At 39.9% G+C, this 24,235-nt stretch carries 25 protein-coding genes; 23 read left to right on the top strand and 2 right to left on the bottom strand.

Going from position 1 to position 24,235, the window contains the following annotated elements:
- The first annotated feature begins 195 nt into the window (after positions 1–195).
- The 10 genes from ABRT01_RS11605 to ABRT01_RS11560 all read left to right on the top strand — a co-directional run bounded on the left by ABRT01_RS11605 (position 196) and on the right by ABRT01_RS11560 (position 8,966).
- Positions 196–1,884, top strand: coding sequence for a hypothetical protein (locus ABRT01_RS11605; RefSeq protein ID WP_269410977.1), 1,689 nt, complete (start codon positions 196–198; stop codon positions 1,882–1,884).
- 10 nt (positions 1,885–1,894) lie between these two features.
- On the top strand, positions 1,895–2,164 hold the full coding sequence (locus ABRT01_RS11600; protein ID WP_367747272.1) for a nucleotidyltransferase family protein: 270 nt from the start codon (positions 1,895–1,897) through the stop codon (positions 2,162–2,164).
- A gap of 200 nt (positions 2,165–2,364) precedes the next feature.
- Positions 2,365–2,571: a copper chaperone CopZ gene (gene copZ, locus ABRT01_RS11595; protein ID WP_269410978.1), complete on the top strand. Its 207-nt coding sequence runs from the start codon at positions 2,365–2,367 to the stop codon at positions 2,569–2,571.
- Positions 2,572–2,790: 219 nt separating this feature from the next.
- The gene (locus ABRT01_RS11590; RefSeq protein ID WP_269410979.1) at positions 2,791–3,462 is read left to right on the top strand and encodes a hypothetical protein; all 672 of its coding nucleotides are present in this window, start codon (positions 2,791–2,793) and stop codon (positions 3,460–3,462) included.
- A 36-nt stretch (positions 3,463–3,498) separates the two neighbouring features.
- Entirely contained in the window at positions 3,499–3,777 is a 279-nt protein-coding gene (locus tag ABRT01_RS11585) for a glutaredoxin family protein (protein ID WP_269410980.1), read from the top strand.
- A 124-nt stretch (positions 3,778–3,901) separates the two neighbouring features.
- Positions 3,902–4,057 (top strand): hypothetical protein, encoded by a 156-nt coding sequence (locus tag ABRT01_RS11580; RefSeq protein WP_269410981.1) that lies wholly within the window; start codon positions 3,902–3,904, stop codon positions 4,055–4,057.
- Positions 4,058–4,193: 136 nt separating this feature from the next.
- Positions 4,194–4,496, top strand: coding sequence for a metal-sensing transcriptional repressor (locus ABRT01_RS11575; protein ID WP_269410982.1), 303 nt, complete (start codon positions 4,194–4,196; stop codon positions 4,494–4,496).
- An 11-nt stretch (positions 4,497–4,507) separates the two neighbouring features.
- The gene (locus tag ABRT01_RS11570; RefSeq protein ID WP_367747266.1) at positions 4,508–6,892 is read left to right on the top strand and encodes a heavy metal translocating P-type ATPase; all 2,385 of its coding nucleotides are present in this window, start codon (positions 4,508–4,510) and stop codon (positions 6,890–6,892) included.
- A gap of 33 nt (positions 6,893–6,925) precedes the next feature.
- Positions 6,926–7,132: a copper chaperone CopZ gene (gene copZ / locus ABRT01_RS11565; protein WP_269410984.1), complete on the top strand. Its 207-nt coding sequence runs from the start codon at positions 6,926–6,928 to the stop codon at positions 7,130–7,132.
- A gap of 433 nt (positions 7,133–7,565) precedes the next feature.
- Complete coding sequence (locus ABRT01_RS11560) at positions 7,566–8,966, top strand: MFS transporter (protein WP_269410985.1); 1,401 nt, start codon at positions 7,566–7,568, stop codon at positions 8,964–8,966.
- Between the two features lie 180 nt (positions 8,967–9,146).
- On the opposite strand, the gene ABRT01_RS11555 is transcribed toward ABRT01_RS11560, so the two are convergent.
- Entirely contained in the window at positions 9,147–9,302 is a 156-nt protein-coding gene (locus ABRT01_RS11555; RefSeq protein ID WP_269410986.1) for a hypothetical protein, read from the bottom strand.
- 258 nt (positions 9,303–9,560) lie between these two features.
- Between ABRT01_RS11555 and ABRT01_RS11550 the strand changes: the two genes are divergently transcribed.
- From ABRT01_RS11550 to ABRT01_RS11520, 7 genes are all read left to right on the top strand, one after another.
- On the top strand, positions 9,561–10,883 hold the full coding sequence (locus tag ABRT01_RS11550) for a YhgE/Pip domain-containing protein (RefSeq protein ID WP_269410987.1): 1,323 nt from the start codon (positions 9,561–9,563) through the stop codon (positions 10,881–10,883).
- A 148-nt stretch (positions 10,884–11,031) separates the two neighbouring features.
- On the top strand, positions 11,032–11,457 hold the full coding sequence (locus ABRT01_RS11545) for a MarR family winged helix-turn-helix transcriptional regulator (RefSeq protein ID WP_269410988.1): 426 nt from the start codon (positions 11,032–11,034) through the stop codon (positions 11,455–11,457).
- 28 nt (positions 11,458–11,485) lie between these two features.
- The gene (locus ABRT01_RS11540) at positions 11,486–11,872 is read left to right on the top strand and encodes a DoxX family protein (RefSeq protein ID WP_269412421.1); all 387 of its coding nucleotides are present in this window, start codon (positions 11,486–11,488) and stop codon (positions 11,870–11,872) included.
- 360 nt (positions 11,873–12,232) lie between these two features.
- The gene (locus ABRT01_RS11535) at positions 12,233–12,808 is read left to right on the top strand and encodes a DUF4256 domain-containing protein (RefSeq protein WP_269410989.1); all 576 of its coding nucleotides are present in this window, start codon (positions 12,233–12,235) and stop codon (positions 12,806–12,808) included.
- 316 nt (positions 12,809–13,124) lie between these two features.
- A complete protein-coding gene (locus ABRT01_RS11530) occupies positions 13,125–13,877 on the top strand; it encodes a DeoR/GlpR family DNA-binding transcription regulator (RefSeq protein WP_269410990.1) in 753 nt (250 codons plus the stop codon).
- Entirely contained in the window at positions 13,874–14,788 is a 915-nt protein-coding gene (gene pfkB / locus ABRT01_RS11525; RefSeq protein WP_269410991.1) for a 1-phosphofructokinase, read from the top strand. Before ABRT01_RS11530 ends, pfkB begins: the two co-directional genes overlap by 4 nt.
- Before the next feature lie 25 nt (positions 14,789–14,813).
- On the top strand, positions 14,814–16,691 hold the full coding sequence (locus tag ABRT01_RS11520; RefSeq protein WP_367747258.1) for a PTS fructose transporter subunit IIABC: 1,878 nt from the start codon (positions 14,814–14,816) through the stop codon (positions 16,689–16,691).
- Positions 16,692–16,842: 151 nt separating this feature from the next.
- On the opposite strand, the gene ABRT01_RS11515 is transcribed toward ABRT01_RS11520, so the two are convergent.
- Complete coding sequence (locus ABRT01_RS11515) at positions 16,843–17,562, bottom strand: type II toxin-antitoxin system prevent-host-death family antitoxin (protein WP_269410993.1); 720 nt, start codon at positions 17,560–17,562, stop codon at positions 16,843–16,845.
- 249 nt (positions 17,563–17,811) lie between these two features.
- Between ABRT01_RS11515 and ABRT01_RS11510 the strand changes: the two genes are divergently transcribed.
- The 6 genes from ABRT01_RS11510 to ABRT01_RS11485 all read left to right on the top strand — a co-directional run bounded on the left by ABRT01_RS11510 (position 17,812) and on the right by ABRT01_RS11485 (position 24,220).
- Positions 17,812–18,393 carry a GrpB family protein gene (locus ABRT01_RS11510; RefSeq protein ID WP_269412422.1) on the top strand — a complete coding sequence of 194 codons (582 nt, stop codon included), beginning with the start codon at positions 17,812–17,814 and terminating at the stop codon, positions 18,391–18,393.
- 243 nt (positions 18,394–18,636) lie between these two features.
- Positions 18,637–20,613, top strand: a complete 1,977-nt coding sequence (locus ABRT01_RS11505) for an acetate--CoA ligase (protein ID WP_367747253.1) — start codon at positions 18,637–18,639, stop codon at positions 20,611–20,613.
- 215 nt (positions 20,614–20,828) lie between these two features.
- Positions 20,829–21,206 (top strand): hotdog domain-containing protein, encoded by a 378-nt coding sequence (locus tag ABRT01_RS11500; RefSeq protein ID WP_269410995.1) that lies wholly within the window; start codon positions 20,829–20,831, stop codon positions 21,204–21,206.
- Positions 21,207–21,331: 125 nt separating this feature from the next.
- Positions 21,332–21,907: a peptide deformylase gene (def, locus tag ABRT01_RS11495; RefSeq protein ID WP_269410996.1), complete on the top strand. Its 576-nt coding sequence runs from the start codon at positions 21,332–21,334 to the stop codon at positions 21,905–21,907.
- 240 nt (positions 21,908–22,147) lie between these two features.
- Positions 22,148–23,062, top strand: a complete 915-nt coding sequence (locus ABRT01_RS11490) for a class I SAM-dependent methyltransferase (RefSeq protein WP_269410997.1) — start codon at positions 22,148–22,150, stop codon at positions 23,060–23,062.
- 282 nt (positions 23,063–23,344) lie between these two features.
- Positions 23,345–24,220 (top strand): YitT family protein, encoded by an 876-nt coding sequence (locus ABRT01_RS11485; RefSeq protein ID WP_269410998.1) that lies wholly within the window; start codon positions 23,345–23,347, stop codon positions 24,218–24,220.
- The last annotated feature ends 15 nt before the right edge of the window (positions 24,221–24,235 follow it).

Genomic DNA, 24,235 nt, shown 5'->3' with positions numbered 1-24,235 from the left:
ATTTATTTAGCACCATTACCATATTTACCTATCAATATCAACCATTGGTTTTGGTGTTGACCCAACAAAATAGCAAAGAACATTCACAGTGGAATAATGGATAAAGTAGGTCGAGTTACGGGAACAACAGTCGACATTTGGCAAAACAGACAAGTTTTTGATAGATTTAAAGCATAGAAGGGAGACGGGAATACAATGGAAAGATGGAGCTATAAAGGGTTTATGAGTGAAGTGCAGCGGCGACTGGCTGATTATTCAGCAGAAGAAATCCGGAATCTGATAATGGAATGGGCGGCTGAAGAACTTCCGGATAAGCGGATGGATTTTTTGAACAAATTGAAACTGGAAAATCAGGAGGGAATGTCACAAACAGATGCTGATACCTTGAGGGGTGAAATTGAAACTTTTGCTAAGGATGTGGAAGATGGTGCTTATGTCGATGGGTATGGATGGGATGATGATCTAAAGGAAGAAAGGGACTTCGGTGATGAGAGCTGGTCCGGGGAAATGGACAACTTTTTCCTTAAAGCCCGAAACTTGCTTCGTGAAGGTCATCATGAGGCTGCAGAAGAAGTATATAGAAAACTGTTCGACATACTGGAAATGGGAGAGGAACCGGGATTTCTTCCGGGAGTTTTGGACATCAATCATATGCTGGAAGTTGATCTGCACGAGCAAATTGCTCTTTTCCTCAGGTCGGTTTACTTGAATGCCAAACCTGAAGATCGGGTGAATCTACTATTTGAAACAATGAATGAATTTGCTTATTGGACCTCACCAAGGGTTAACCTTACCGATGTATGCGATTCATTGGATGCGCCATTACCAGACTTTCACGCCTTTTTGACAGATTGGATTGAATTCTTAAAGGAAAAACCACCTTTCCATGTTAATCAGTTACTTCGGGAAGCTGTTTTTCTTAAGGGTGGTATTCAAGCCATAGCAGCTTTTGCAAGCAGCTATGCAGACAAATTTCCGGAAGCATATATGGACTGGATTTGGGCTTTGGAAAAAGAAGGTAAAGAGGAGTCCATGCTTAAGGTTGTTACAGAAGGATTGGAAAAAATTCCGGACAACTTTACAGTAAGGGCGAATATTGCCGAAAAGATGACAGAAATTGGTCGTGAACACAATGACAGCAGAATGGAATTAAAGGGTCTTGGGGAAAGTTTTCATTCCAATCCTTCCATCAAATATTTGCTGGATTTGTATATTTTGGCTGAAAAAGAAGACTGTTTGGATGAGATAAGAGATGAAGTGGAAAATAGAATGAATGAATTAAGGGATGAGGGAAGTGTACGTGGTGAAATATTTAGATTTACAGATAGCCGGCATACAACAATCGATGAAGGAGATTACATTCAAGCGCTTATCTTAGGCGGCAGATATGAGAAAGTATTTGAGATGTGTCAAGGAAAGGGCTCTTTGGGGTGGAGTTCCGCTGCGCATCCTAAACCGATTATGCTCACCTTTTTGATGGATGTATTGTCTAGGGGTAACAATAATTCAAAAGTTCTTAAGGATCAGTGGAGGTATGCTATTTCCAGGGGTATTTTTGGTAATCAAGAGATAAATATGGATAAATACAATCAAGTCCTAAATCAGGTGAAAAGCGCTGTTTATTTAACAGAAGAACAAGAAGAATTTTATTTGACATGGTGCAGAAATGAAACGGGAAGGAGGATAGACGCGATCGTGGGTAATAAACACAGGGGAAGTTATAATAAGGCGGCGAAACTGTTGGTTGCAATGGCTGAGACGCTGGCAAGCAGTAGAAATAAACAAGATGGACTTCGCTTTGTCGAGAAATATCGCAGTAAATATTGGAGACATTCGGCATTTAAAAGAGAAGTAGCCGAGGCACTAGAAACGTCTGAGTTATGAGAGGTCGGTAATGAAAAATATCTGTCACGTGATAATTTGCAAATGGCTTGTTCGGTTCCTACAGCTGCGAAGAGCAAAAAAATACAGCGATATTGATATGATAGTAGAATTTAGTGATGCGGACTTGTCTTTTGATAATTACATGGACTTAAAATTCAACCCTGAGGATCATTTTCAGAAGCCGATAGATTTAGTCATATTAGATGATATTAAACCCGCTTTAAGACCCAGTATTTTGGGGGGAGTGCTATATATGCAGAGGGAGCCTAAAGTTTTTTAGAAGATATTTTATCCGCTGCAGTTAAAGTGGAGAAATTCACTAGAGGAGTATCCTATATCGAATCCACTATCCCGGCCGAACTCCTTCATTCAAATTTACATGAACATATGCGTTGTAGAATGCATATAATTTTTTAAACTTTAAATACCCAACATGGGTATGGTAAATTAGAAAGGAATTAAAATAAGGAGGTAATTTGAATGACCAATAAAACACTTAACGTACAAGGTATGTCTTGTGGACATTGCGTGAACGCTATCGAAGGAAATATTGGAGAACTAAACGGGGTTGAAGCGGTACAGGTTCACTTGCAAGATGGAAAAGTCGACGTAACCTTTGATCCAGAAAAACTGGACTTGAAGGATATTACAGAAGCTATTGAAGAACAAGGGTATGATGTCGCCTAGTGATCGTGCTTATGTAGTGCGATCTCTATATAACAACATTTTATATCCTTTTAGTCAGAGAGCTATGACAAGCAAAAGTGAGTTTCTCCAGGTATTTTATATTTTGGGTTGGTTATTTTAACGTATAGCTTGATTACTGGAGATAGCCCCTTTCAAAGTAGCGGAATAGACCATAACCAATATAAAATTTTAGAAGTAGTTCACAAGGAGGAAGAAACAATGGATCACAGTCAACATCATCATCATGAGTCTCATGTCGAATCAGAGGTCAAAACGAATGTCACATACAATAATGGGAAAGTTTTCATTGAATTGGAAGATGATACGGGGAACCCTCCTGAACTTGCAATACAACATGAAAAAGAGATGCATTTCATCATGGTCTCTAATGATTTAGAGGAGTATTATCATTTGCATCCAGAGAAGGAACAACAAGGATTGTATGCTGTAAACCAGGCTCTAAATGATGGTACCTATCAGGCGTTCGTTGATATTGCACCGGAGAATAAGGTATACCAAATTACACCAAATACGTTACAGGTCGGGACAAATGAAACAAGTAAAGTACGTCTTGATGGAAAGGATAATTGGACGAAAGAGCGTGATGGGAAGACAGTCACGTTAGATGCCGTGGATGCAATAGTTGGGGAAGAAGTATCTTTGAGATTTGACACACACGGGGAAAAATCGGATCCATATTTAGGTGCCTTAGGTCATGTGGTTATTGTAGATGAGGATGTGAAACAGTATATTCATGTCCATCCAGAATCAGATGATACAACCACGTTCAATGCGCATTTTTCTAGACCTGGCATGTACAAAATCTGGGCGGAATTTAAGTTTGGAGATGGAGTGCACGTCTATCCTTTTATTATCGAAGTAAAAGCATGAGCAAGATCATTAATAAGCTACGAGGGGTAGGATAATATGAACAACTATCAACTTGAAGTCTACACCAGACCTACTTGTTCTGATTGCCAAGACTTGAAAAAGTTCTTGCAAAGCCATCATATTCCTCACAAGGAGTACGATTTAGCAAAACAACCAGCAAAAGAAAAAGATCTGATAAAGGTAACGGGAAATAGAATCGTTCCGGGAATCGTTTTTTCTCAGTCCTCCTTCTTAGGGTTGAGAAAAAAGCCAAAAAGCATGACAGGGTTTGAGAGGAATAAGGATGAAATAAAGAAGCTGTTAAATGTAGGGTAGCTGTCATTATATACCCTGATATCTCGGTTAGGGGAGTTTTTTTTTTTTTTTTTTGAAAAAATTATACCCGCCCCCAGTAAGGTAAGTAGTAAAATTAAAATGTAATACTGGAAGGAATATTAGTATGTCTACACATTCACCGACAATTTCGCAACCTGATCCAAGGCGTTGGAAAGCACTCTTTTTGTTGCGCTTTGCGAATTTCCTTGTGATGATGGATGCTGTGATTATTCAGATTACGCTACCATCTTTAAGTGGGCTTGATACAGGTTATTGTTAAAATGACAAATTCAGACTGTGCTTTCAATATGGTAATAACCATTTACGAGTTATTTTGCAATATATGAAGGTTTTCTGTTGACATAAATACCTTATGGGGGTATAGTATAGATAGAACAGAAAAGGAAGTGATTCATTTGGATAAATTCTTACGTGATCACCCAAGTAAACCAAGAACACAAGATGAAAAGCAAAAAGTTATTAACCGTTTGAAACGTATCGAAGGTCAAGTTCGCGGCATACAGAAAATGGTGGAAGAGGATCGATATTGTGTCGATATTTTAGTACAAATCAGTGCCATTCAATCCGCATTAAAAAATGTAGGTTTCGCCGTCACTGAAAGACATATCAACCATTGTGTCAGTGATGCGATCAAACAAGGTGAAGGTAAAGAAACGATTGAGGAATTAATGGATGTATTGAAGCAGTTTTCCAAGTAGGGGGGATTGTTATGAGTGATGCAAATCATGCAACATTAGGTATAACAGGAATGACTTGTGCTGCATGTTCCAGTCGTATTGAAAAAGTTTTAAATAAAATGGACGGTGTGGAAGCACAAGTTAATTTAACGACAGAAAAGGCCACCGTAGATTACGATTCAGAGAAAACTTCCATTGAAGATATCACCAAGAAAATTGAAAATGTCGGCTACGGTGTTTTAATGGAAAAAGCAGAACTCGATGTTTTTGGAATGACCTGTGCTGCATGTTCGAGCCGTATTGAAAAGGTTTTGAATAAGCAAGAAGGGGTTCAATTTGCCGCTGTAAACTTAACAACAGAAACCGCGTCTATAGAGTATAACCCCGGACTGGTAGATCTTAAAGCATTGATTGGGAAAATCAAAAATATAGGTTATGATGCAAAACCTAAAGCCGAAGCAGCGGAAAAGCAAACGCATAAAGAAAAAGAACTGCAACATAAGAAGACGAAGCTGATCATTTCGGCTGTATTGGCTGCACCATTAGTATTAACGATGCTCGTTCATTTATTTGGCATGAATTTACCGGCAATATTCATGAATCCATGGTTTCAATTTGTATTGGCAACGCCTGTGCAATTTATCATCGGATGGCAATTTTATGTCGGCGCCTATAAGAACCTCCGTAATGGTGGAGCGAACATGGATGTACTTGTTGCATTAGGTACAAGTGCTGCTTATTTTTATAGTTTATACGAAGCATTGAAGACTATCGGCAATCCGGCGTATGAACCGCATCTGTATTTTGAAACAAGTGCTGTGTTGATCACATTGATTTTATTTGGCAAGTATTTGGAAGCAAAAGCGAAAAGCCAGACAACGAATGCACTATCCTCTTTGCTTAATTTACAGGCAAAAGAAGCTCGCATCATAAGAAATGGCGAGGAAGTCATGGTTCCAGTTGATGAAGTTGTCGTTGGTGATCGATTAGTTGTAAAACCTGGGGAGAAAATACCTGTAGACGGCAGGCTTGTAAAGGGAAAAACTTCTGTCGATGAATCAATGATTACAGGGGAATCCATCCCAATTGAAAAGGACGTAGACGCAAGTGTTATTGGTTCGACGATAAACAAAAATGGCTCAATTGAAATGGAAGCAACAAAGGTTGGTAAAGATACTGCCCTTGCATCGATTGTCAAAGTTGTGGAAGAAGCTCAAGGATCGAAAGCGCCAATTCAACGTTTAGCTGACGTCATTTCCGGCTATTTCGTTCCGATCGTTGTAGGGATTGCCATTCTGACATTTATCATCTGGATAGCGTTTGTCCAGCCTGGCCAATTTGAACCTGCATTGGTTGCGGCAATTGCTGTACTTGTTATTGCCTGCCCATGTGCGTTAGGGCTTGCAACGCCAACTTCGATCATGGTAGGAACAGGAAAAGCTGCAGAGAACGGAATTCTTTTTAAAGGTGGAGAACACCTGGAAAGAACCCATCAGTTGAATGCGATTGTTCTTGATAAAACAGGAACCATCACGAAAGGAAAACCGGAAGTAACGGATTTTACGGGTGATGAAGAAGCATTACAATTATTAGCCAGTGCAGAAAAAGGATCAGAACATCCACTTGCAGAAGCGATCGTGGCCTACGCAACGGAGAATAACATCGATTTATTGGATGTGGATGATTTTACTGCTATACCTGGCCATGGTATTGAAGCGAAAATTTCCGGAAAACAAATTTTTGTTGGCAATCGCAAATTGATGAATGACCAGCAAATTGATATTGGTGCTAACGAGGAGAAATTAGTTGCATTTGAAACCAATGGCAAGACAGCGATGTTGATTGCCATTAATGGAAAATATCGCGGAATTGTTGCGGTTGCCGATACCATTAAAGAAACGGCCCCACAAGCAATCAAAGAGTTACAAGAACAAGGTCTGGAAGTAATCATGCTAACAGGTGATAATGAAAGAACAGCCCAAGCTATTGCAAAACAAGTAGGAATCGACCATGTGATTGCGCAGGTATTACCTGAAGAAAAAGCGGATAAAGTCAAAGAAATTCAGGACGAGGACAAAAAGGTAGCAATGGTTGGTGACGGTGTAAACGATGCACCTGCGTTGGTCACTGCAGATATTGGAATTGCCATTGGAACTGGTACAGAAGTGGCCATTGAAGCTGCTGACCTTACGATTCTTGGTGGGGAGCTATTGCTCATACCAAAAGCCATCAAAATCAGTCATGCTACGATTAAAAATATCCGTCAAAATCTCTTCTGGGCTTTCGGCTACAATACAGCAGGAATCCCGGTTGCAGCAATCGGATTCCTTGCACCATGGGTCGCTGGTGCAGCAATGGCACTAAGTTCAGTAAGTGTTGTTTCTAACTCTCTTCGCTTAAAGAGAGTGAAGATATAATTTCCAGACAACTTTAAAGGAGGTGAGAAGGTCATGAAGACAACTTTAAATGTACAAGGCATGTCATGTGATCATTGCAAAGCGTCAGTTGAGGGTGCATTAAATAAATTAGATGGTGTATCAGCAGCTGAGGTTAATTTGGAAGCGGGCAGTGTGGATGTTACCTTTGATGATTCAAAAGTAACTGTTGATGCCATGAAAGAAGCTATTGAAGAGCAAGGCTACGATGTTGTGGCCTAATATAAGCAAGAATGAAAAGCTGGTTTTCCTTTTTGGGAAACCAGCTTTTTACATAAAAAATCATTATTAACCAGTATGTCCCTCTCTATATCTTCTTCCATAATTACTATTTTTTGAGTTTGATGGTCAATTCAGCTGGAATATTTGCATCACTCTTTCGTTTAATCGTTACGTTTAAAGGAACATACAAGCCATTTGTAATGGTGTATGCTCCTTTTTTGAACACCAGATCTGCCTTTTAAGTTGTTACCAATAAGTTCATACCAATTATAAGGGATATGGCAGTCCGGGAAGGGAAAGATAATGACAGCAAGCAACATTAATTGGGAGCGAGATTCTGCTGACTTATAAATAACTAAATAATTTTTTATTACATCCTAAATAATGTAATGCCAGTGAGTTTGGCTTTGAGAAGGAGTTGACACAGGGTAAAATGAAATTTAACAAGAAAAAAATTAATGTTGTCGATATAAAACAAACGAAGAAAAGCGTGTTTGCTACAGGGGTAGGAAACGCTATGGAATGGTTTGACTTTGGTTTATATTCCTATTTGGCAGTTATTATCAGCCAAAACTTTTTTAGTGCAGTTGAGAATAATGAGCTAAAATTGGTCTTCACATTTGCCACATTTGCGATAGCCTTTTTAATGCGCCCATTAGGCGGTATTATATTTGGTAAAGTCGGTGATAAATATGGACGAAAAGTGGTTTTAACCGTCACAATTATTTTAATGGCTTTGTCCACATTACTAATTGGTTTATTACCTACATACGATCAAGTAGGTATATGGGCACCTATCCTCTTATTAATCGCTCGAATTATTCAGGGCTTTTCAACTGGTGGTGAATACGCTGGTGCAATGGTCTATATTGCGGAATCCTCCCCAGATAACAAACGTAATATGCTGGGAAGTGGATTAGAAATTGGTACGCTCACCGGTTATATATTAGCTTCACTACTTGCCAGTGTCCTCTTTATTACATTATCTGATCAACAGATGGCCTCATGGGGGTGGAGAATACCGTTTTTACTCGGCTTACCTCTAGGGTTGGTTGGCTTTTACCTAAGAAGGAGTTTAGGGGAAACGCCGATTTTTGAAAATGAACTCTCCGATGATGACATCGAGGAGGAAAGCTTCCTGTCTATTTTGAAAAACCACAAAAGAGATGTTCTGGTTTGTTTCGTGGCTGTCGCATTCTTTAGTGTGACAAACTACATGTTACTATCATACATGCCTTCTTATTTGGATGAAATTATTGGATTATCCAGCACAGTAGGAACCGTATTGATTACGGTTACAATGATTATCATGGTACCACTTGCTTTCATGTTTGGAAGGCTCAGTGATAACATTGGAAACAAGACTGTTTTCTTAATTGGTTTAGGCGGATTAACCCTGTTATCCATTTTCGCTTTTTATTTATTAAACTTGAATGGTTTAATATTTGTTTCTTTAGGCATTCTCATTTTGGGTGTTCTGCTTTCAACTTATGAAGGTACCATGCCTGGATCGTTGCCAACAATGTTTTACACAGATATACGATATCGAACATTGGCTGTGACCTTTAATGTCTCTGTTTCCATATTTGGCGGGACTACCCCATTGGTTTCAACATGGCTGGTCCACCAAACCGGGAACAACTTAGCCCCTGGTTTTTACCTGACAATCTTCAGTATTATCGGGTTTTTGGTGATTTCATTCCTGTTCAGTAGCACAACAGGAAAATCTCTAAAAGGTTCCTACCCAACAGTGGCCTCCAAGTCCGAGTATAAAGAAGCTGTTGAAAACCCAAAAGATTCATTATGGTGGGAAACAGAAAAGAGGGATGAATAAAGTGAAACTTCATTCAGTGGGGGGGTCTTTCTACCCCGCTGAATCAAGTGAACAAAACGAATTTTAATTAGAACATATACTTTAAGAAGGAAGAGGCTGTTCCAAGGTTAAAAAGTCATAACCAATCGGGACAGCCTCTTTTTTGTGAACGAATGTACTTAAACAAGCGGGCGCAAAATTTTAATCACGCATTGCGCTTGCCTCACGGGAAGTCATTGCACCTTGTCCTTCGCTTATATCTTTCTGAATTTCTTGCTTGACTTTTTTGGCATCGGTTCCGGCAAATCCTGGTTTCGTACTGGAATTTTTTGTGCTTTGTTGATCTTGTTGTTGCATACAAATCCTCCTTCATTTATTGCTTAACAAGCTTATTATTTACAAAAAACAAAAGGTGATACTGATAGAGGATGTTCAAAAAGTCCGGTAGAAATGACATGCCCCTGCAAAAGGGGTATGCCGACGTTGGCGCAAAGCCCGTTTTTAGTCGGCCTTCCTTTGAAAAAGCTCGTTGGCTTGCCGAACTATCCTCCCCAGGGCAGGTTAAACTATGGAATAAAAACCTGTCATTAGCACAATTTAAAGAGGATTCCAGTAATGCATGTAAATGGTGAATGGACAACTTTCAAGGTGAAGGGGGTTGCGATTTTGAAGAATGCCATTACACATATACTTACACACAGACTTGCCATTTTCGGAATATGTATCGCCATATTTTATCAGTTTTTGTTTATTATTTGTTGGCAAACCGGCTTTGGGAGTATCCCGAATAATACCTCACATCTGAAGGTAGCGATCATTAATGAAGATACGGAAATAGGTCCTGCTTTAACCAATGCCCTTGCAAAGCAACTCCCTTTTCGTACTAAAGTTGAACACTCTTTACCTCAAGCAAGGGAGAAATTAGAGCGACGTACTATTCAGATGATTGTTCGTGTTCCGGAAAACTTTACCCAACGTGTTGGAAATCTTCAAGACAAGGCACAAATTGATTTCTTTGTTAATGAATCAAATCCCTTGCTGATCGGAAATACGGTGACACAAACAGCTGCAACAGTGACAGCGAAGATTGACCAACAGTTTGCCACCCATGCTTTGGAAAGGATCATGGGAAAACCAAATATTCCACAAGGACAAATACAAAAACTTGTCCACCAGGCATCACAAAGGGTTATTCCCGATGTTCATAAAATCCATCAAGAAGAGAACATGGGCAATCTCATGGCACCGTTTATGTTGGGGCTGGCGGGCTTTATCGCGGCAATGATTCTGCAATTGAACTTATTTAATGCGTCGAGAATGATTGGCGATGTGGCTAACAAATGGCAGAAGTTTGCTGTAAGAAATGGAATTAACGTTGTGATTGCCATCATTTGCTCCTTTATCGCAAGTGAACTGTTGGTTTTATTTCAAGTGCCGATGGTGAAAGGCTTTTTTGCCATTTGGGGATTCCAATTTCTTGTGATGTTAGCTTTTATCGCTTTAACTCAAATTTTTGTCATCCTTTTCGGTTTGTACGGGTTGTTTTTTAACATCACGATTCTTATTATACAAACCATGTTAGCTGGTGGATCCATACCGCGCGTGGCGTTACCGGATTTTTACTATCACTTGGGGAAAGTCATGCCCATGAAATATTCCGTTGACGGCAGTTTTGATCTTTTGCTCGGCGGAACAACGGTATCAAAGGATATCCTTGCTCTGATAATCATTACAATCATTTGTATCGGCATTTGCGTCCTGTTAACCGCCATCGTGATTAAAGATGAAAAAAAGGATAAACCAGTTCAATATGCAAACAATGAAGAAGAAATCACAGATGTTTTGCCGCCATTTCATGATGGAGATCAAGGAGATGGATCAGATTCATTCAGCGGATCAGAGGGGCATACAGATGATCATGGTACAAAAGAGGAATAAGAGATACTGCATTTCGTCTGCTGATTCAATAAATTTACGTGTTTCTCCAAACCAAACCAGCTATTTTGTTGACAAAGATAATGAATCGATGTATTGTTGTTGCATCAACGTTGTCTAGTCAACAACATTTTGGGAGGATGGATGCCCTTTGAACGCGAATAATCATATGGGTGCTTTAATTCACCATGCAGATTTAACGATTGCAAATTATGTAAGGAAACATTTAAAGCCTTTCAACCTCGCACCGGAGCAAAATTTTATAATGATGATGCTTTGGAAGAAAGATGGAATTTCATCTCATGAACTCGTATCAGAACTCAAAAAGGACAAGGCCAGTATCGCACGTATGATCAATAGCCTGGAAGGAAAAGGGTACATCAAAAAGGTCGAGCACCCTTCTGATAAACGTACCTTTAGGATCCATTTAACGGATGAAGGCAAACGGCTTGCTCATTCAGTCCTGCCAGTTCAACAGAAAATACGTGAAACGATTGCTGCCAATATGACTAAAGAAGAAATGAATGAACTCCAAAGACTAATCACAAAAGTTATTGATAATGTTTTGGAAGCTTAAACAGGAGGAGGGATAGATGATGAGCAGTATGATGAGCCTTGGACTCTTGATTATTCGTCTGGTGATGGGATTAACCTTCGCCGCTCATGGTGCACAAAAGATGTTCGGGTGGTTTAAGGGTACAGGCCTAAAGAAATTTTCTGAAACCCTGGCATCCATGAATGTGAAACCCCCCATGTTGAACGCACTTGTTGTAGCTTCGGCTGAAATAGTGTCCGGACTTTTAATTGCCACTGGGTTATGGATTAGGCTTGGGGCTGTATTAGTGGTGATCACTATGCTGGTTGCCATCATTAAAGTGCATGGTAAAAATGGATATCTGCAAAAGGGTGGTTACGAATATAATCTACACCTTATTGCAATTGCAAGTGGACTCGCATGTATAGGACCGGGTGAATATGTTCTGTTTTTTTGATGGATAAGTATAAAAAATCCTGGCTTCAATGTGTTCATGCCAGGAAAATGCTGAGAGAGTGCGCCTCACGGTTGATTCACAGTGCGATTTGCTTTCCATCCGCTGAGAGAGTGTGCCTCACGGTCGATTCAATGTACGTTTGTTTTGCTTCCTATCTGCCGAGAGAGTGCGTCTGACAGACGATTCAAAGCCCAGCCTGCTTCCTATCTACCAAGAAAGTACATCTCATGATCACCAATTTTCGTTTTGGTTTTCAAGTGGTTCGATGTTGGGCCTTTCATTAATCGCTTCATTTAATGTAAACTGAATTCAAGCAAGTATTTAAACCACTATGGGTAAAAACGATAAGGAGAAACCAAAATGACAAAAGGAATCAGCAACAAAAGGGAGTTGTCACAGGAACAATGTGGAGATTTACTCAGTGTGTTGAAAGCCCGTTTTGAAAAAAATATGCACCGTCACGAAGGTCTTGAATGGGCTAAAATCCAAAAAAAGCTTGAAGTGAATACGGAAAAACTGTGGTCACTCAACGAAATGGAAAGAACTGGCGGAGAACCAGATGTTATTGGTTATGATAAAGGGAAGAGCGAATACATTTTTTATGATTGTTCAGCCGAAAGCCCTAAAGGTCGCAGAAGTGTTTGTTATGACCGTGAAGGACAAGAGTCAAGAAAAAAACATAAACCGGAAAATAATGCTATCGATATGGCAACTGCCATGGGCATCGAACTTTTAACCGTAGAACAATATCGAGCGTTGCAGAAACTTGAAAACTTCGATATGAAAACATCGAGTTGGGTGCAAACACCAGCTGATATTAGAGAACTCGGTGGTGCCCTATTTTGTGATTATCGCTTTGGGCATGTCTTCGTGTATCACAACGGTGCATCCTCTTACTATAGTGCCAGAGGCTTCCGTGGCTCACTGCGGGTTTAAAAAATATTTATATGGTGACGGGAACTGGCTGATTGTTAAGTTCAATCATCTACCTAATGAAAAGGAATCCATTTTGATCAATGTTATTTTCAAAATGGATTCCTTTCATTTATCACAAAATATGGGATTATGGCGTATTTTTCTAAACCTTACAAGGCAGACGTGGGAGCACCAATGGAATTAGGCTTCACATTATTACGGATTGGAGAAACGGTGATTAAGAGAACGATTACTACATTTTCAAGAAAGCGGTTGCCTTTTTGATTGATTATGACTGTTTTTGATGTTATTATAATGTTATTGGAGGGTTGATGCGATGTTAACAGAAGAACGGCATGCATTTATTTTACAAGTGTTAAAGCGGGACGGGATCGTGAAATCACAGGATTTAATGAACCAACTTGAATGTTCCGAGTCAACAATCAGAAGGGATCTTGGACAGTTGGAAGATGCCGGGGAGCTGAAACGCATCCATGGAGGAGCCAAACGAATTTATCAGTTAGATGAGGAATTATCTACTTCTGAAAAATCATTCAAAAACATTCAGGGGAAAAGTGCGATTGGAAAAAAAGCTGCATCGCTTATTCAAGGTAACGATGTCATCTTTATTGATGCCGGTACCACAACACTTGCCATGATTCCCCATTTAAAAGGGAAGTCTATTACAGTTGTGACAAATGGTATTCAGCATGCTTCCCTCCTTGCAGATCAACAAATAGAGACTTTTCTAATTGGGGGAAAGATCAAGCATTCAACAAAGGCTATTATTGGTTCAGTTAGCTTGAATGAATTAAAAAACTATCGCTTTAATCAAGTGTTTTTGGGTATGAATGGAATTGACCCGGAATTCGGCTGCACCACTCCTGACCCTGAGGAAGCAGCGTTAAAGCAACGGGCGCATAAACAAGCTGCTGTCACGTATCTTCTGGCGGATCAATCCAAATGGAATAAAGTCAGTTTTGCAAAAGTATGTGAAATGGAGGAAGTGTCCATTGTAACAGATAAAATACCTGACAATCTGCAATACTATAAAGAAAAAGCAACGATTTTGGAGGCAGAAGGAAAATGATTTATACCATAACGCTGAACCCTTCCATTGATTATGTGATTCAAGTTGATCAGCTGAAGCTTGGCGATTTGAATAAAATGGATGATGAGGCAAAGTTCCCTGGTGGAAAAGGGATCAATGTTTCCCGGGTGCTTGATAGACTTCAATATAAAAATACAGCATTAGGATTTCTCGGTGGATTTACCGGGGAATTTATAGCGGAACAACTACAGCAACAGGCAATCAGCACAGATTTCATTCCTATTAAAGGTGAAACGAGGATCAACATTAAGCTTAAATCGGATAAAGAAACGGAAATCAACAGTCTTGGCCCGGATATACTACCGCAAGAAAGAGAAAAATTACTCCAACAGCTTAAAAAGGTAACAGAAAAAGATACGGTTATTTTATCCGGTAGTGCTCCGCCATCTTTGCCAGGGGATTTTTATGAAAAAATGGTGAAACAAATTGACCATTCAGGAGGGGCATTTGTTATTGATACAACAGGGGATTCCTTGAAATCTGTATTGGCTTATGAACCACTTTTGGTAAAACCAAATCTGGAGGAACTAGGCGAGTTATTTGATGTAACACTTCGTAGCCGGGATGAGGTCATGCACTATGGAAAAAAGTTACTGGATCTGGGAGCTAAACATGTAATTGTGTCCATGGCTGGCGATGGAGCGTTGTTGTTTACAAAAGAGGGTATCTTTCAAGGTTATAGTCCCAAAGGTGAGGTCAAAAATTCAGTGGGCGCGGGAGACTCCATGATTGCTGGATTTACCGGGAAGTATAACGAAACGCAACATGCGCTGGAGGCATTCCGTATGGGCCTGGCAGCAGGTAGTGCCACAGCTTTTTCTGCTGATTTGGCAACAGGTGAGGATATTCAAGCATTACGAAAAGAAATAACCATCACCCGAATTCCATAGGTTGAAAAAAGAAAGGATGAAAACCATGAGAATCATTGATTTACTGAGAAAAGATATCATGATCATGGATTTGAAGGCTCAGGACAAGTCATCTGCAATCGATGAAATGGTGTCCCGTCTTGAGGCGAAACAAGTCGTAAATGATGCCGGGACATTCAAGGAAGAAATTTTAAAACGTGAGGCACAAACATCCACCGGTTTGGGTGATGGGATCGCCATGCCGCATGCAAAGACAGATGCGGTCACCGAACCAACTGTGCTATTTGCGAAAAGCACGAGTGGAGTTGATTATGAAGCACTTGACGGACAGCCATCCTATTTATTTTTTATGATAGCGGTACCGGATGGCGCGAATGATACGCATTTACAAACGTTGGCTGCACTTTCCAGAATGCTGATTGATAAAGATTTTGTGGAACAATTAAAGCAGGCAGCTACACCGGATGAGGTGCATGCTCTATTTCAACGGGAAGAATCAGAACGTGAATCCGAGGAAAACCAGGAGGAAAATGGAAAAGAGGAAACCGAAAAGCCATTTGTTGTGGCCGTCACTGCATGTCCAACAGGAATTGCCCATACTTATATGGCGGAAGACTCACTAAAGAAACAAGCCGATAAAATGGATGTTGCTATTCGTGTTGAGACGAATGGATCGGATGGTACTAAAAACGCCCTGACAAGTGAAGAAATTAAGAAAGCGGTTGGAGTCATCATTGCCGCTGACAAGAATGTGGAAATGGCTCGGTTTGATCGAAAACCTGTACTGGAGAGGCCGGTCAGTGATGGGATTAATAAAGCCGAGGAATTAATTACCAAAGCAGTCAATCAGGATGCACCCATTTTTCATGCAGAAGAGGCAACGGGTGATGAGGACAACGGAGCAAAACAATCCAAATCTGTCTGGAGAAAAATTTATAAAGATTTAATGAACGGTGTTTCCTTCATGCTCCCCTTTGTTGTAGGCGGCGGTATTCTGATGGCCATTTCCTTCTTGTTTGAAGGTTTTCTGGGGGAAGATTCCGAGCTTTTTGTGTTCTTCAATACGGTCGGTGAAAATGCGTTCAATTTCCTGATCCCGATTCTCGCTGGTTTCATTGCCATGAGTATTGCGGATAGACCCGGTTTGATGCCTGGTCTGGTTGCCGGCTTGATGGCAGTTAATAGTGATGCCGGTTTTCTGGGCGGACTGGTTGGTGGTTTTCTAGCTGGTTATCTTGTTGTTTTTGTAAAATGGTTGTTCCGTAACATACCAAAGTCACTAAATGGTTTGAAATCCATTTTGCTCTATCCTATAGCGGGACTACTTTTAATTGGATTATCCATGTATTTTGTTATTGGCCCGGTATTTTCGATGATTAACACGGCAATGATGACCTTCCTTGAGAATCTTGGTACTGGAAATGCAGTGCTGGTAGGTGCGCTGCTTGGCGGTATGATGGCGATTGATATGGGGGGACCGTTCAACAAGGCAGCTTATACTTTTTCGATTGGCTTGTTTTCCGATACCGGAGACGGCAGTTTGATGGCCGCAGTGATGATCGGCGGGATGGTTCCTCCGATTGCGATTGCTTTAGCAAGTACCTTCTTTAAAAATAAATTTACGGAAGAAGAGCGGCAATCAGGTCTGACCAACTATATCATGGGATTGACCTTCATTACGGAAGGTGCGATTCCATTTGCAGCAGCCGACCCGGTTCGCGTGATTGGTTCATCGGTAATTGGTGCGGCGATTGCAGGTGGTTTGACACAACTTTGGGCGATTTCGGTACCAGCTCCCCATGGTGGTGTTTTCGTTATTGGACTAACCGGTTTGATGCCTGCCCTGTACTTCCTGCTGGCGCTTCTCATCGGATCCGTCATATCCGGTCTCGTACTTGGACTATGGAAGAAACCCAAAGTTTGATGGGATAAATGATACTTTAAAAACACTTCATTCTATTAGGACCGTTTTGAAAAAGATGAATCGTTAATTTATAAAAATTACGCCGTTTTACCCTCTTTGGATATGGTTATCCGAGGAGGGTTTTTAATTTCCAGGGAAAAAGAGCAATTGATCAAGCGAATACATCCTGCAAGTCTGCTTCCAATCCTTCAAATAAATCGGAATGAACCGCTTGGTGGGCAATTTTTGAGTACGTTTTGTTATTTACAATTTCATTATTCTCCAGAGCGTAAATCAAAATATGTTCATTAATAGGGTCAACAATCCAGTATTCTTTGACATTACATTGTTTATATAACTCAAGCTTCTTCAGCATATCTTTACTTCTCGTGGAAGGCGATAATACTTCGACCACCAGGGTTGGCGTCCCTTTATATTTGTCTTTCTCATTCAAATTATCCTTGTCGCAAATGACCACAATATCCGGTTGGACCACACAGATGTTGTTTTCCTCCTTAAAGAAAGTCACATCAAACGGGGATGTAAGCGGTACACACGTTTTCCCTTTAAACCAATTATAAAATGTACCATGAAGTTCGCTAACTACATGTTGATGCTTGTAAGTAGGAGAGGTAAGGTTGTAGATAACACCATCAATTAATTCAAACCGTTGTTCCGATTTCTCCGTTAATTCCAGAAATTCTTCATAAGTCATCCAACCGCTTGAAGATTGATATTCTGGTTGTTCTTCCCTGATCGAATCTGTGTCATGACAAGGCACAATTGTTGCAGCATCTTTTCCGCTTTTCGTTACAATGATTTCTTCGTTAGCTTCCACGTACTTCAAGTATTTTCCGAAGTTATTTTGGATTTTAGTTGAAGGCACTCTCATTTTCGACACATCCTTTTATTAGCTAATTAACTTATACTATACATGGTATTAGCTAATAGTTCAAATGAAATTTATAAAAATAGCTAATTTGCCTTTTTTGAGATGACATCAATGTTTGACTATATCAATATTAAAAAAAGCAAAAAGTTAAGTTATATTCGCCTGTTGAATCCTATTCCAATGCTGATATACAATTGGTTTATTAAACATCTTTTTAATTAAAAATTGATGGAGGTAGGATAATTGCCGATGCAAAATGGTTCAAATCCAATACCTAAAAGTGATGAAGATCTTCAGAAGGTCACGGTTGGAGAGCGTAAACCTCACAATGCACCTATCACTCTAATAAAGTATGATCCGCGCTGGCCAGGGCTATTTGATCGGGAGGCAACTCGGATTCACTCCGTACTTGGTGACAAGGCACTGCAAGTAGAGCATGTTGGGTCAACTTCAGTGCCGGGATTATGTGCCAAGCCAATCATTGATATTCTACTGATTGTAGCGGATGCTGCCGATGAGATGGCCTATGTCCCGGACTTTGAAAGGGCTGGCTACACACTACGTATTAGGGAACCCGAATGGTTTGAGCACCGTATGTTCAAGGGGCCTGATACAGACATCAATCTACACGTGTTCAGCAAAGGGGCATCCGAAGCCGGCCGAATGTTACGCTTTCGTGATTGGCTACGTACCAACGATGCTGATCGGAGCAAATACGCGCGTGTTAAGTGCACTCTGGCTCAGCACGAGTGGCGACATGTGCAACACTATGCAGATGCCAAAAACGCGATAGTCCAGGAAATTATGGAGCGAGCAAACGCAGCCGAATAGAACGAATAATAAGTACGAAAACGTGGTTATGGAAAACAGCAGATTACCAATGTTTAAAATGCCTGAAGCATAATTTAATAGTATATATACATTGTCACCAAATGCCTGTATTGACAAGCTATTCAGAAATATATATGATTTAAATAAATCCATTATTCAGGCGATTTGGGCACAGTTAAAGTGTTAACGGTTTCAAAATGGATTGTAAACAGGGAAAAACATTTCATTAAGGAGGAGATGCATTTGCGTACAGATGTTGGAGGGATTCATGACATTATCAATGGTAGTGAGATTGTCTATCCAGATAAGGCGAGGCAGGAGTTAACTGAAATTGGTAGCAGTGAAGCGTTCCAAGCATTACTAAAAAGATCGCAGGAAGATCCTGAGGCATTTTGGAATAACGTTGCCCAAGAACTACACTGGTTAAAACCATGGAAAAAAACGATTAGTGGGAGTTTGCCAGACTTTGAGTTTTTTCAAGGGGGCATCAGTAATCCTTGCTACAACTTATTAGATCGGCATATCGCAAACGGGGCAGGTAATAGAACCGCGTTAATTTGGGAAGGAGAAGATGGAGAAACAAGTTTTTACACTTATCAAATGCTACTTATGGAAGTAAATCGTTTTTCCAACATTCTTCAGTCTTTGGGAGTGAAGAAGGGCGATCCTGTTGCTATTTATCTCCCAAATCTTGCGGAATCGTTTATTGCTATTCTTGCTTGTTTTCGATTAGGGGCCGTTTATAGTACAATCTTCTCCGGTTTTTCCGAACAATCCTTAAAGGATCGACTGTCCAGTTATGAGCCGAAAGTGGTTGTTACCGCTGATGCAAGTTTACGGCGTGGTAAAGTAATTCCACTTAAGGAAAAGGTTGATCATGTCATTGATGATATTTCCAGTGTAGAAGCGGTTATTGTTGTAGATCGTCTAGGCACGAAACCGTCTATGGAAAAAGGAAGAGATGTTTGGTGGCATGAGGAACGGCAAAAGGCAGCTATTCATTTTGAGCCTGTTCCCATTGAGGCAAATGAGCCAGGTATTGTTTTCTATACAAGTGGGACAACAGGTAAACCTAAAGGGGTTGTCCATGCTGGTATGGCTTTTGTCGTTCAAAATTATGTATATGCCAAATATCATATGGATCATCATCCGGATGACGTTTTTTGGTGTACAGCTGATGTAGGTTGGCTTACGATGCACATCTGGGGAGTTGTTGGCTCCTTGGCAAACGGAGTTACGACGGTTGTTTATGAAGGCGCCCTCAATTATCCAGAGCAGGATCGCTTTTATCAAATCATCGAAAAATATCGGGTGAACAAGTTATTTACCGCTCCAACTGCATTACGTATGCTTCGAAGTCTCGGAGAAAAGTCGCTTCAGCGGTATGATCTTTCTTGTCTTGATGTTGTTTCGTTGGTTGGAGAACCGTTTGATCCGGAAACATGGCTTTGGACGAAAGATGTATTGGGTGGAGGTAATATTTGTGTCAATAATACATGGGGACAAACGGAGACGGCAGGATGTCCTTTGGCTGGTGCTGCTTGGCTCACACCTATGAAGCCAGGCTCAGCAGGTGTTCAATTTTTGGGTGCGGATGTGGGCATTGTTGATGATGATGGAAACCCCGTTCCCAAGGGTACGTTAGGGAACCTGGTTATCCGAAAACCATTCCCGATGCTGTGCCGAACACTATGGAAAGAACCTGAGAGATATTATCAAAAATATTACAGCCAGGTGGAAGGAAGCTATTATGCTAGTGATCATGCTTTAGAGGATGAAGATGGGTATTTTTGGGTAGTGGGACGTTCTGATGATGCATTCAATGTCTCGGGTCATCGTTTAAGCACCATGGAATTGGAGAATGCCGTACTGGAATGTGCCGCCATTTCTGAAGTAGCGGTTATCGGCGCCCCGGATGAAATCAAGGGTGAAGTTCCTGTCGTTTTTGCAACCCTGGCAAATGGATTCACGGCCAATAATGATTTGAAAAAACAAATTGAAGAAAGTATCGTAGGTGGAATTGGTCAGTTCGCCCGCCCTCAACAGATCTTCTTTGTTAAGGCTATGCCCAAAACAGTCAGCGGAAAGATTATGCGGCGACTCCTAAAAGAAGTTCTGACAAGCGGGAATGTCACCAGTGATGTGACAGGACTGGAGGACCCTACAGTTATCAACCATATTGGAGAAGTGGTTTCAGCACAAATGGGTTCGAAAATATAATAATAGTATGCAGCCAGGAAATATCAATTTAACAAGAAAACAGGCTGCTGAGGATATATGAATCAGTGGCCACATTGTTATTTACGGTTACTCGTTTTTTAAAGGAGAAATAGGCTATGAACCTGAAGATTTTCACGTATAGAAAGTAGTTCAATAGTTTAGATTTCAAATTTGACAACGCTAATATGTTTTTTCATTCCGAGGAGGAGTGCAGGTTGAATTTAAAAGTTGGAGATAACATCAGGTTTGAACGGACATTCACAAAAGATGATGTTGAATTGTTTACAAAAGTATCCCGGGATGAGGGTAATCACCATACCAACCCTGATGAACAGGGAAGATTTGTTATTCAAGGGTTGTTGACCGCCACATTACCAACAAAAATTGGCGGAGATAACAATGTACTGGCTCGTACAATGAATTTTGAGTTTTTGAGACCAGTTTTCACAGGGGACACAATAACATGTGAAGTAACGATCGAGGAGCTGGAAAAGCAAGATAATAATCGGACATCGATTGTGGCATCTTTCTTGTGCACAAATCAGAAGGAGAAACAAGTGTTGCAGGGAAACTTCGCTGGCGTAATATTATAGGCTTATAAAGGATAACTGTTGAATTTTTTGTTGGCTTGCTTTTCCGCCCCTCATGTATCCAGGATAAGTATCTCCCGCTAAATTATCACAAGTATTAAAAGTAAAGGTGGATGAGTTGTTTCATTATGGATAAATTTAATACGGATTATTTAATTAAGATGAAGGATATTGTTAGAGAAGGAAACCTTATTCTGCATCAAGCCACACAAGAAGTAAAAGTGCCACCCTCCAAAGAAGATCGGGAAACACTAATTTGCATGATGAACTTCTTGAAAAGTAGCCAGGACCCGAATCTTGCCAAAAAATATAAATTACGTGCAGGTGTAGGTTTATCAGCAAATCAGATTGGTTTGAACAAGCGTATGTTTGCAGCATATTTAACAGACGAAAAAGGTAGAGAACACGAATATACCCTTATCAATCCGAAAATAATCAGTCATTCTGTATCCATGATTTATTTGCCGCAAAGCGAAGGATGTCTTTCTGTTGACCGGAATATACAAGGGTTTGTTCCAAGATATGAACGGGTTAAAGTAAAAGGGTTTAACCTATCAGGGGAAGAAATAGTATTGAAACTTAGCGGATACCCTTCCATTGTGATTCAACATGAAATAGACCATCTAAATGGAATTATGTTTTACGACCGGATAAATAAAGAAAATCCGTTCAAAGTACCTGAGGGCAGCAAGAGTTTGTACTGAAATTTAAACTCACTGATTATAAAGATAGGAAAAGATGTTGAAAGCCCTAATACAAGTTATAACGGAGTATAATTAACTTTCATGCATGTGTAAGATAACCGAGAATGCTGAGATTTCAAGACCTTATTGGTTGACGAAATAATTTAATTGTGCTATAATTTACAATTTAAACACTCTTGTGTATAATAAGATTCTCCTGGCCAGGGGAATCTTATTTTTGATTATGCGGAGGGTAATTGTATGAAGCAGAATGAGTCAAGTTTAACTTCCTTAATATCGGCTTTTGGCCGAGCATATCACAGTAAGTATGACACACCAAAAATTTTCGATGATTTTATTGCAAAAGATTTAATTTCTGAACAAGAGTTTCATGATATCAGCGAGAACATGATGCAAGGCATACAGTTTTTCAACAAAGATATAGCGGAAAGGTTTAAAAATAACCCGGAAGAAATTTTAAAATGGATTACGCAAGTCCAGCTTTCTCCAATAGCCTTGGCACGTGCTGCATATTGCGAAAAAGTATTACTTCATGAAATTAGCTTAGGGGTAAAACAGTATGTCATACTTGGAGCCGGGTTAGATACGTTTTGTTTCCGTCACCCGGAATTGGAAAGCAGCATAGAAATATTTGAAATTGATTATGCAGCTACACAAGAATTTAAAAAGAAAAGACTTGATAATGTGGGTTTTGAAATACCAAGTAACCTCCATTTTATTCCCATGGACTTCACCCAGGCGTTTTCTTATCAAAGTCTAACGGATCAAGGCTTTAAAAACAAAAAATCCTTCTTTAGTTTATTGGGTGTTTCGTATTATTTAACGAAAGAGGAAAATTCAATTTTGATCAATCGTTTGTTTAACCAAATACCAGCAGGAAGTTCGATCGTTTTTGATTATGCGGATGAAGAACTCTTTAAAAAAAAGGGATTATCCAATCGAGTTGAAAACATGGTCAAAATGGCTGCAGCAAGTGGCGAACCAATGAAGTCGTGTTTCACTTACAATGAAATCGAAGCAATGTTGGAAAATGCGGGTTTGCTAATTTATGAGCATTTATCGCCGGCTAAGATAAATGAACAATTCTTTCGTAACCGGAAAGATTACTTATCCGCATATGAAACGGTTCATTATATCCATGCTGTAAAAGAATAAAGAATAATAAATTACACATTTGCCGCTCAATGCTCCAGGTCATTGGGCGGTTTCTAATTACCCGAATTAGTTCGTTAATCTTATTTCCTTTCTATTTTATTTTTGCGGAATGATAGGTGTATAATGTTAGCGGCGTTTTTTAAATATAGCAAACTGTACATATATATAGAGAGGGGATCAAAAAATTAAAATGAAGTAAATTGGGGATGTTAATAATATGAACTACATAAGCGAATGAACACGTGTTAGCAAAAAGAAAAACAGTGTGGAAAGAGGAAAAAAATGAGTACAGAAACAGAACAAAAAGGAAACAGCAGAGTAAAACAGGTATCACAGGCAATTATAGTTATTATTGGTGCATTCATAGCAGCATATGGATTAGAGTCGATATTAATTCCAAACAGTGTATCAGACGGTGGTGTGACAGGCCTGAGTATCGTTGGGTCACAATTAACGGGAATACCGCTTGGAATACTAATTGCAGTATTAAATATCCCCTTTATATTTTTGGGATATAAACAAATCGGGAGAAGTTTTGCTATCTATTCTGTTATCGGTATTGCATCGCTCGGATTTGGGACGAGCATTATGCATCATATACCAACCATTATTCAAGGAGATACATTGTTGGTAACCGTTATTGGTGGTATTGTCATTGGTTTTGGTATGGGATTGGCATTACGAAATGGCGGTGCTTTGGATGGAATTGATATGTTGGCGGTATTACTTTCCCGCAAATTGCCTTTTGGAACCAGTGATCTCATTTTATTCTTAAATTTGTTTGTTTTTATTATTGTTTCCACAGTCTTCGGTCTTCGCGGAGCTTTCTTATCAGGAATTGCTTATTTTATTGCATCTAAGGTGATTCATACCGTTGAAGAAGGTTTAAGTGGTTCCAAAACCTATAAAATAATTACAACTAAACCCGAAGCAATGGTAGAAACTATACGTGATCGCTTGGGCCGTAGTGCAACATATAATTTGGTTAAAGGCGGTTATTCAAATGAACGATTCAAAGAAATTACTTGTGTCATTAACCGTTTAGAAGACAGTAAAATGAAGGAAATTATTTATAAAATTGACAGATACGCCTTTGTTACTGTATATGATGTGGCTGAAGTGAAGGGCGGCAACTTCAAGAAGCAAGATATTCATTAGTATTTTCCTAACCCG

The sequence above is a fragment of the Lentibacillus sp. L22 genome, from assembly GCF_040812445.1.
In the GTDB taxonomy this organism is placed as follows: Bacteria; Bacillota; Bacilli; order Bacillales; family Amphibacillaceae; genus Lentibacillus_C; species Lentibacillus_C daqui.
Note: the sequence above shows the minus strand (reverse complement) of the source record. Positions and strands in the feature narration are given on the sequence as shown.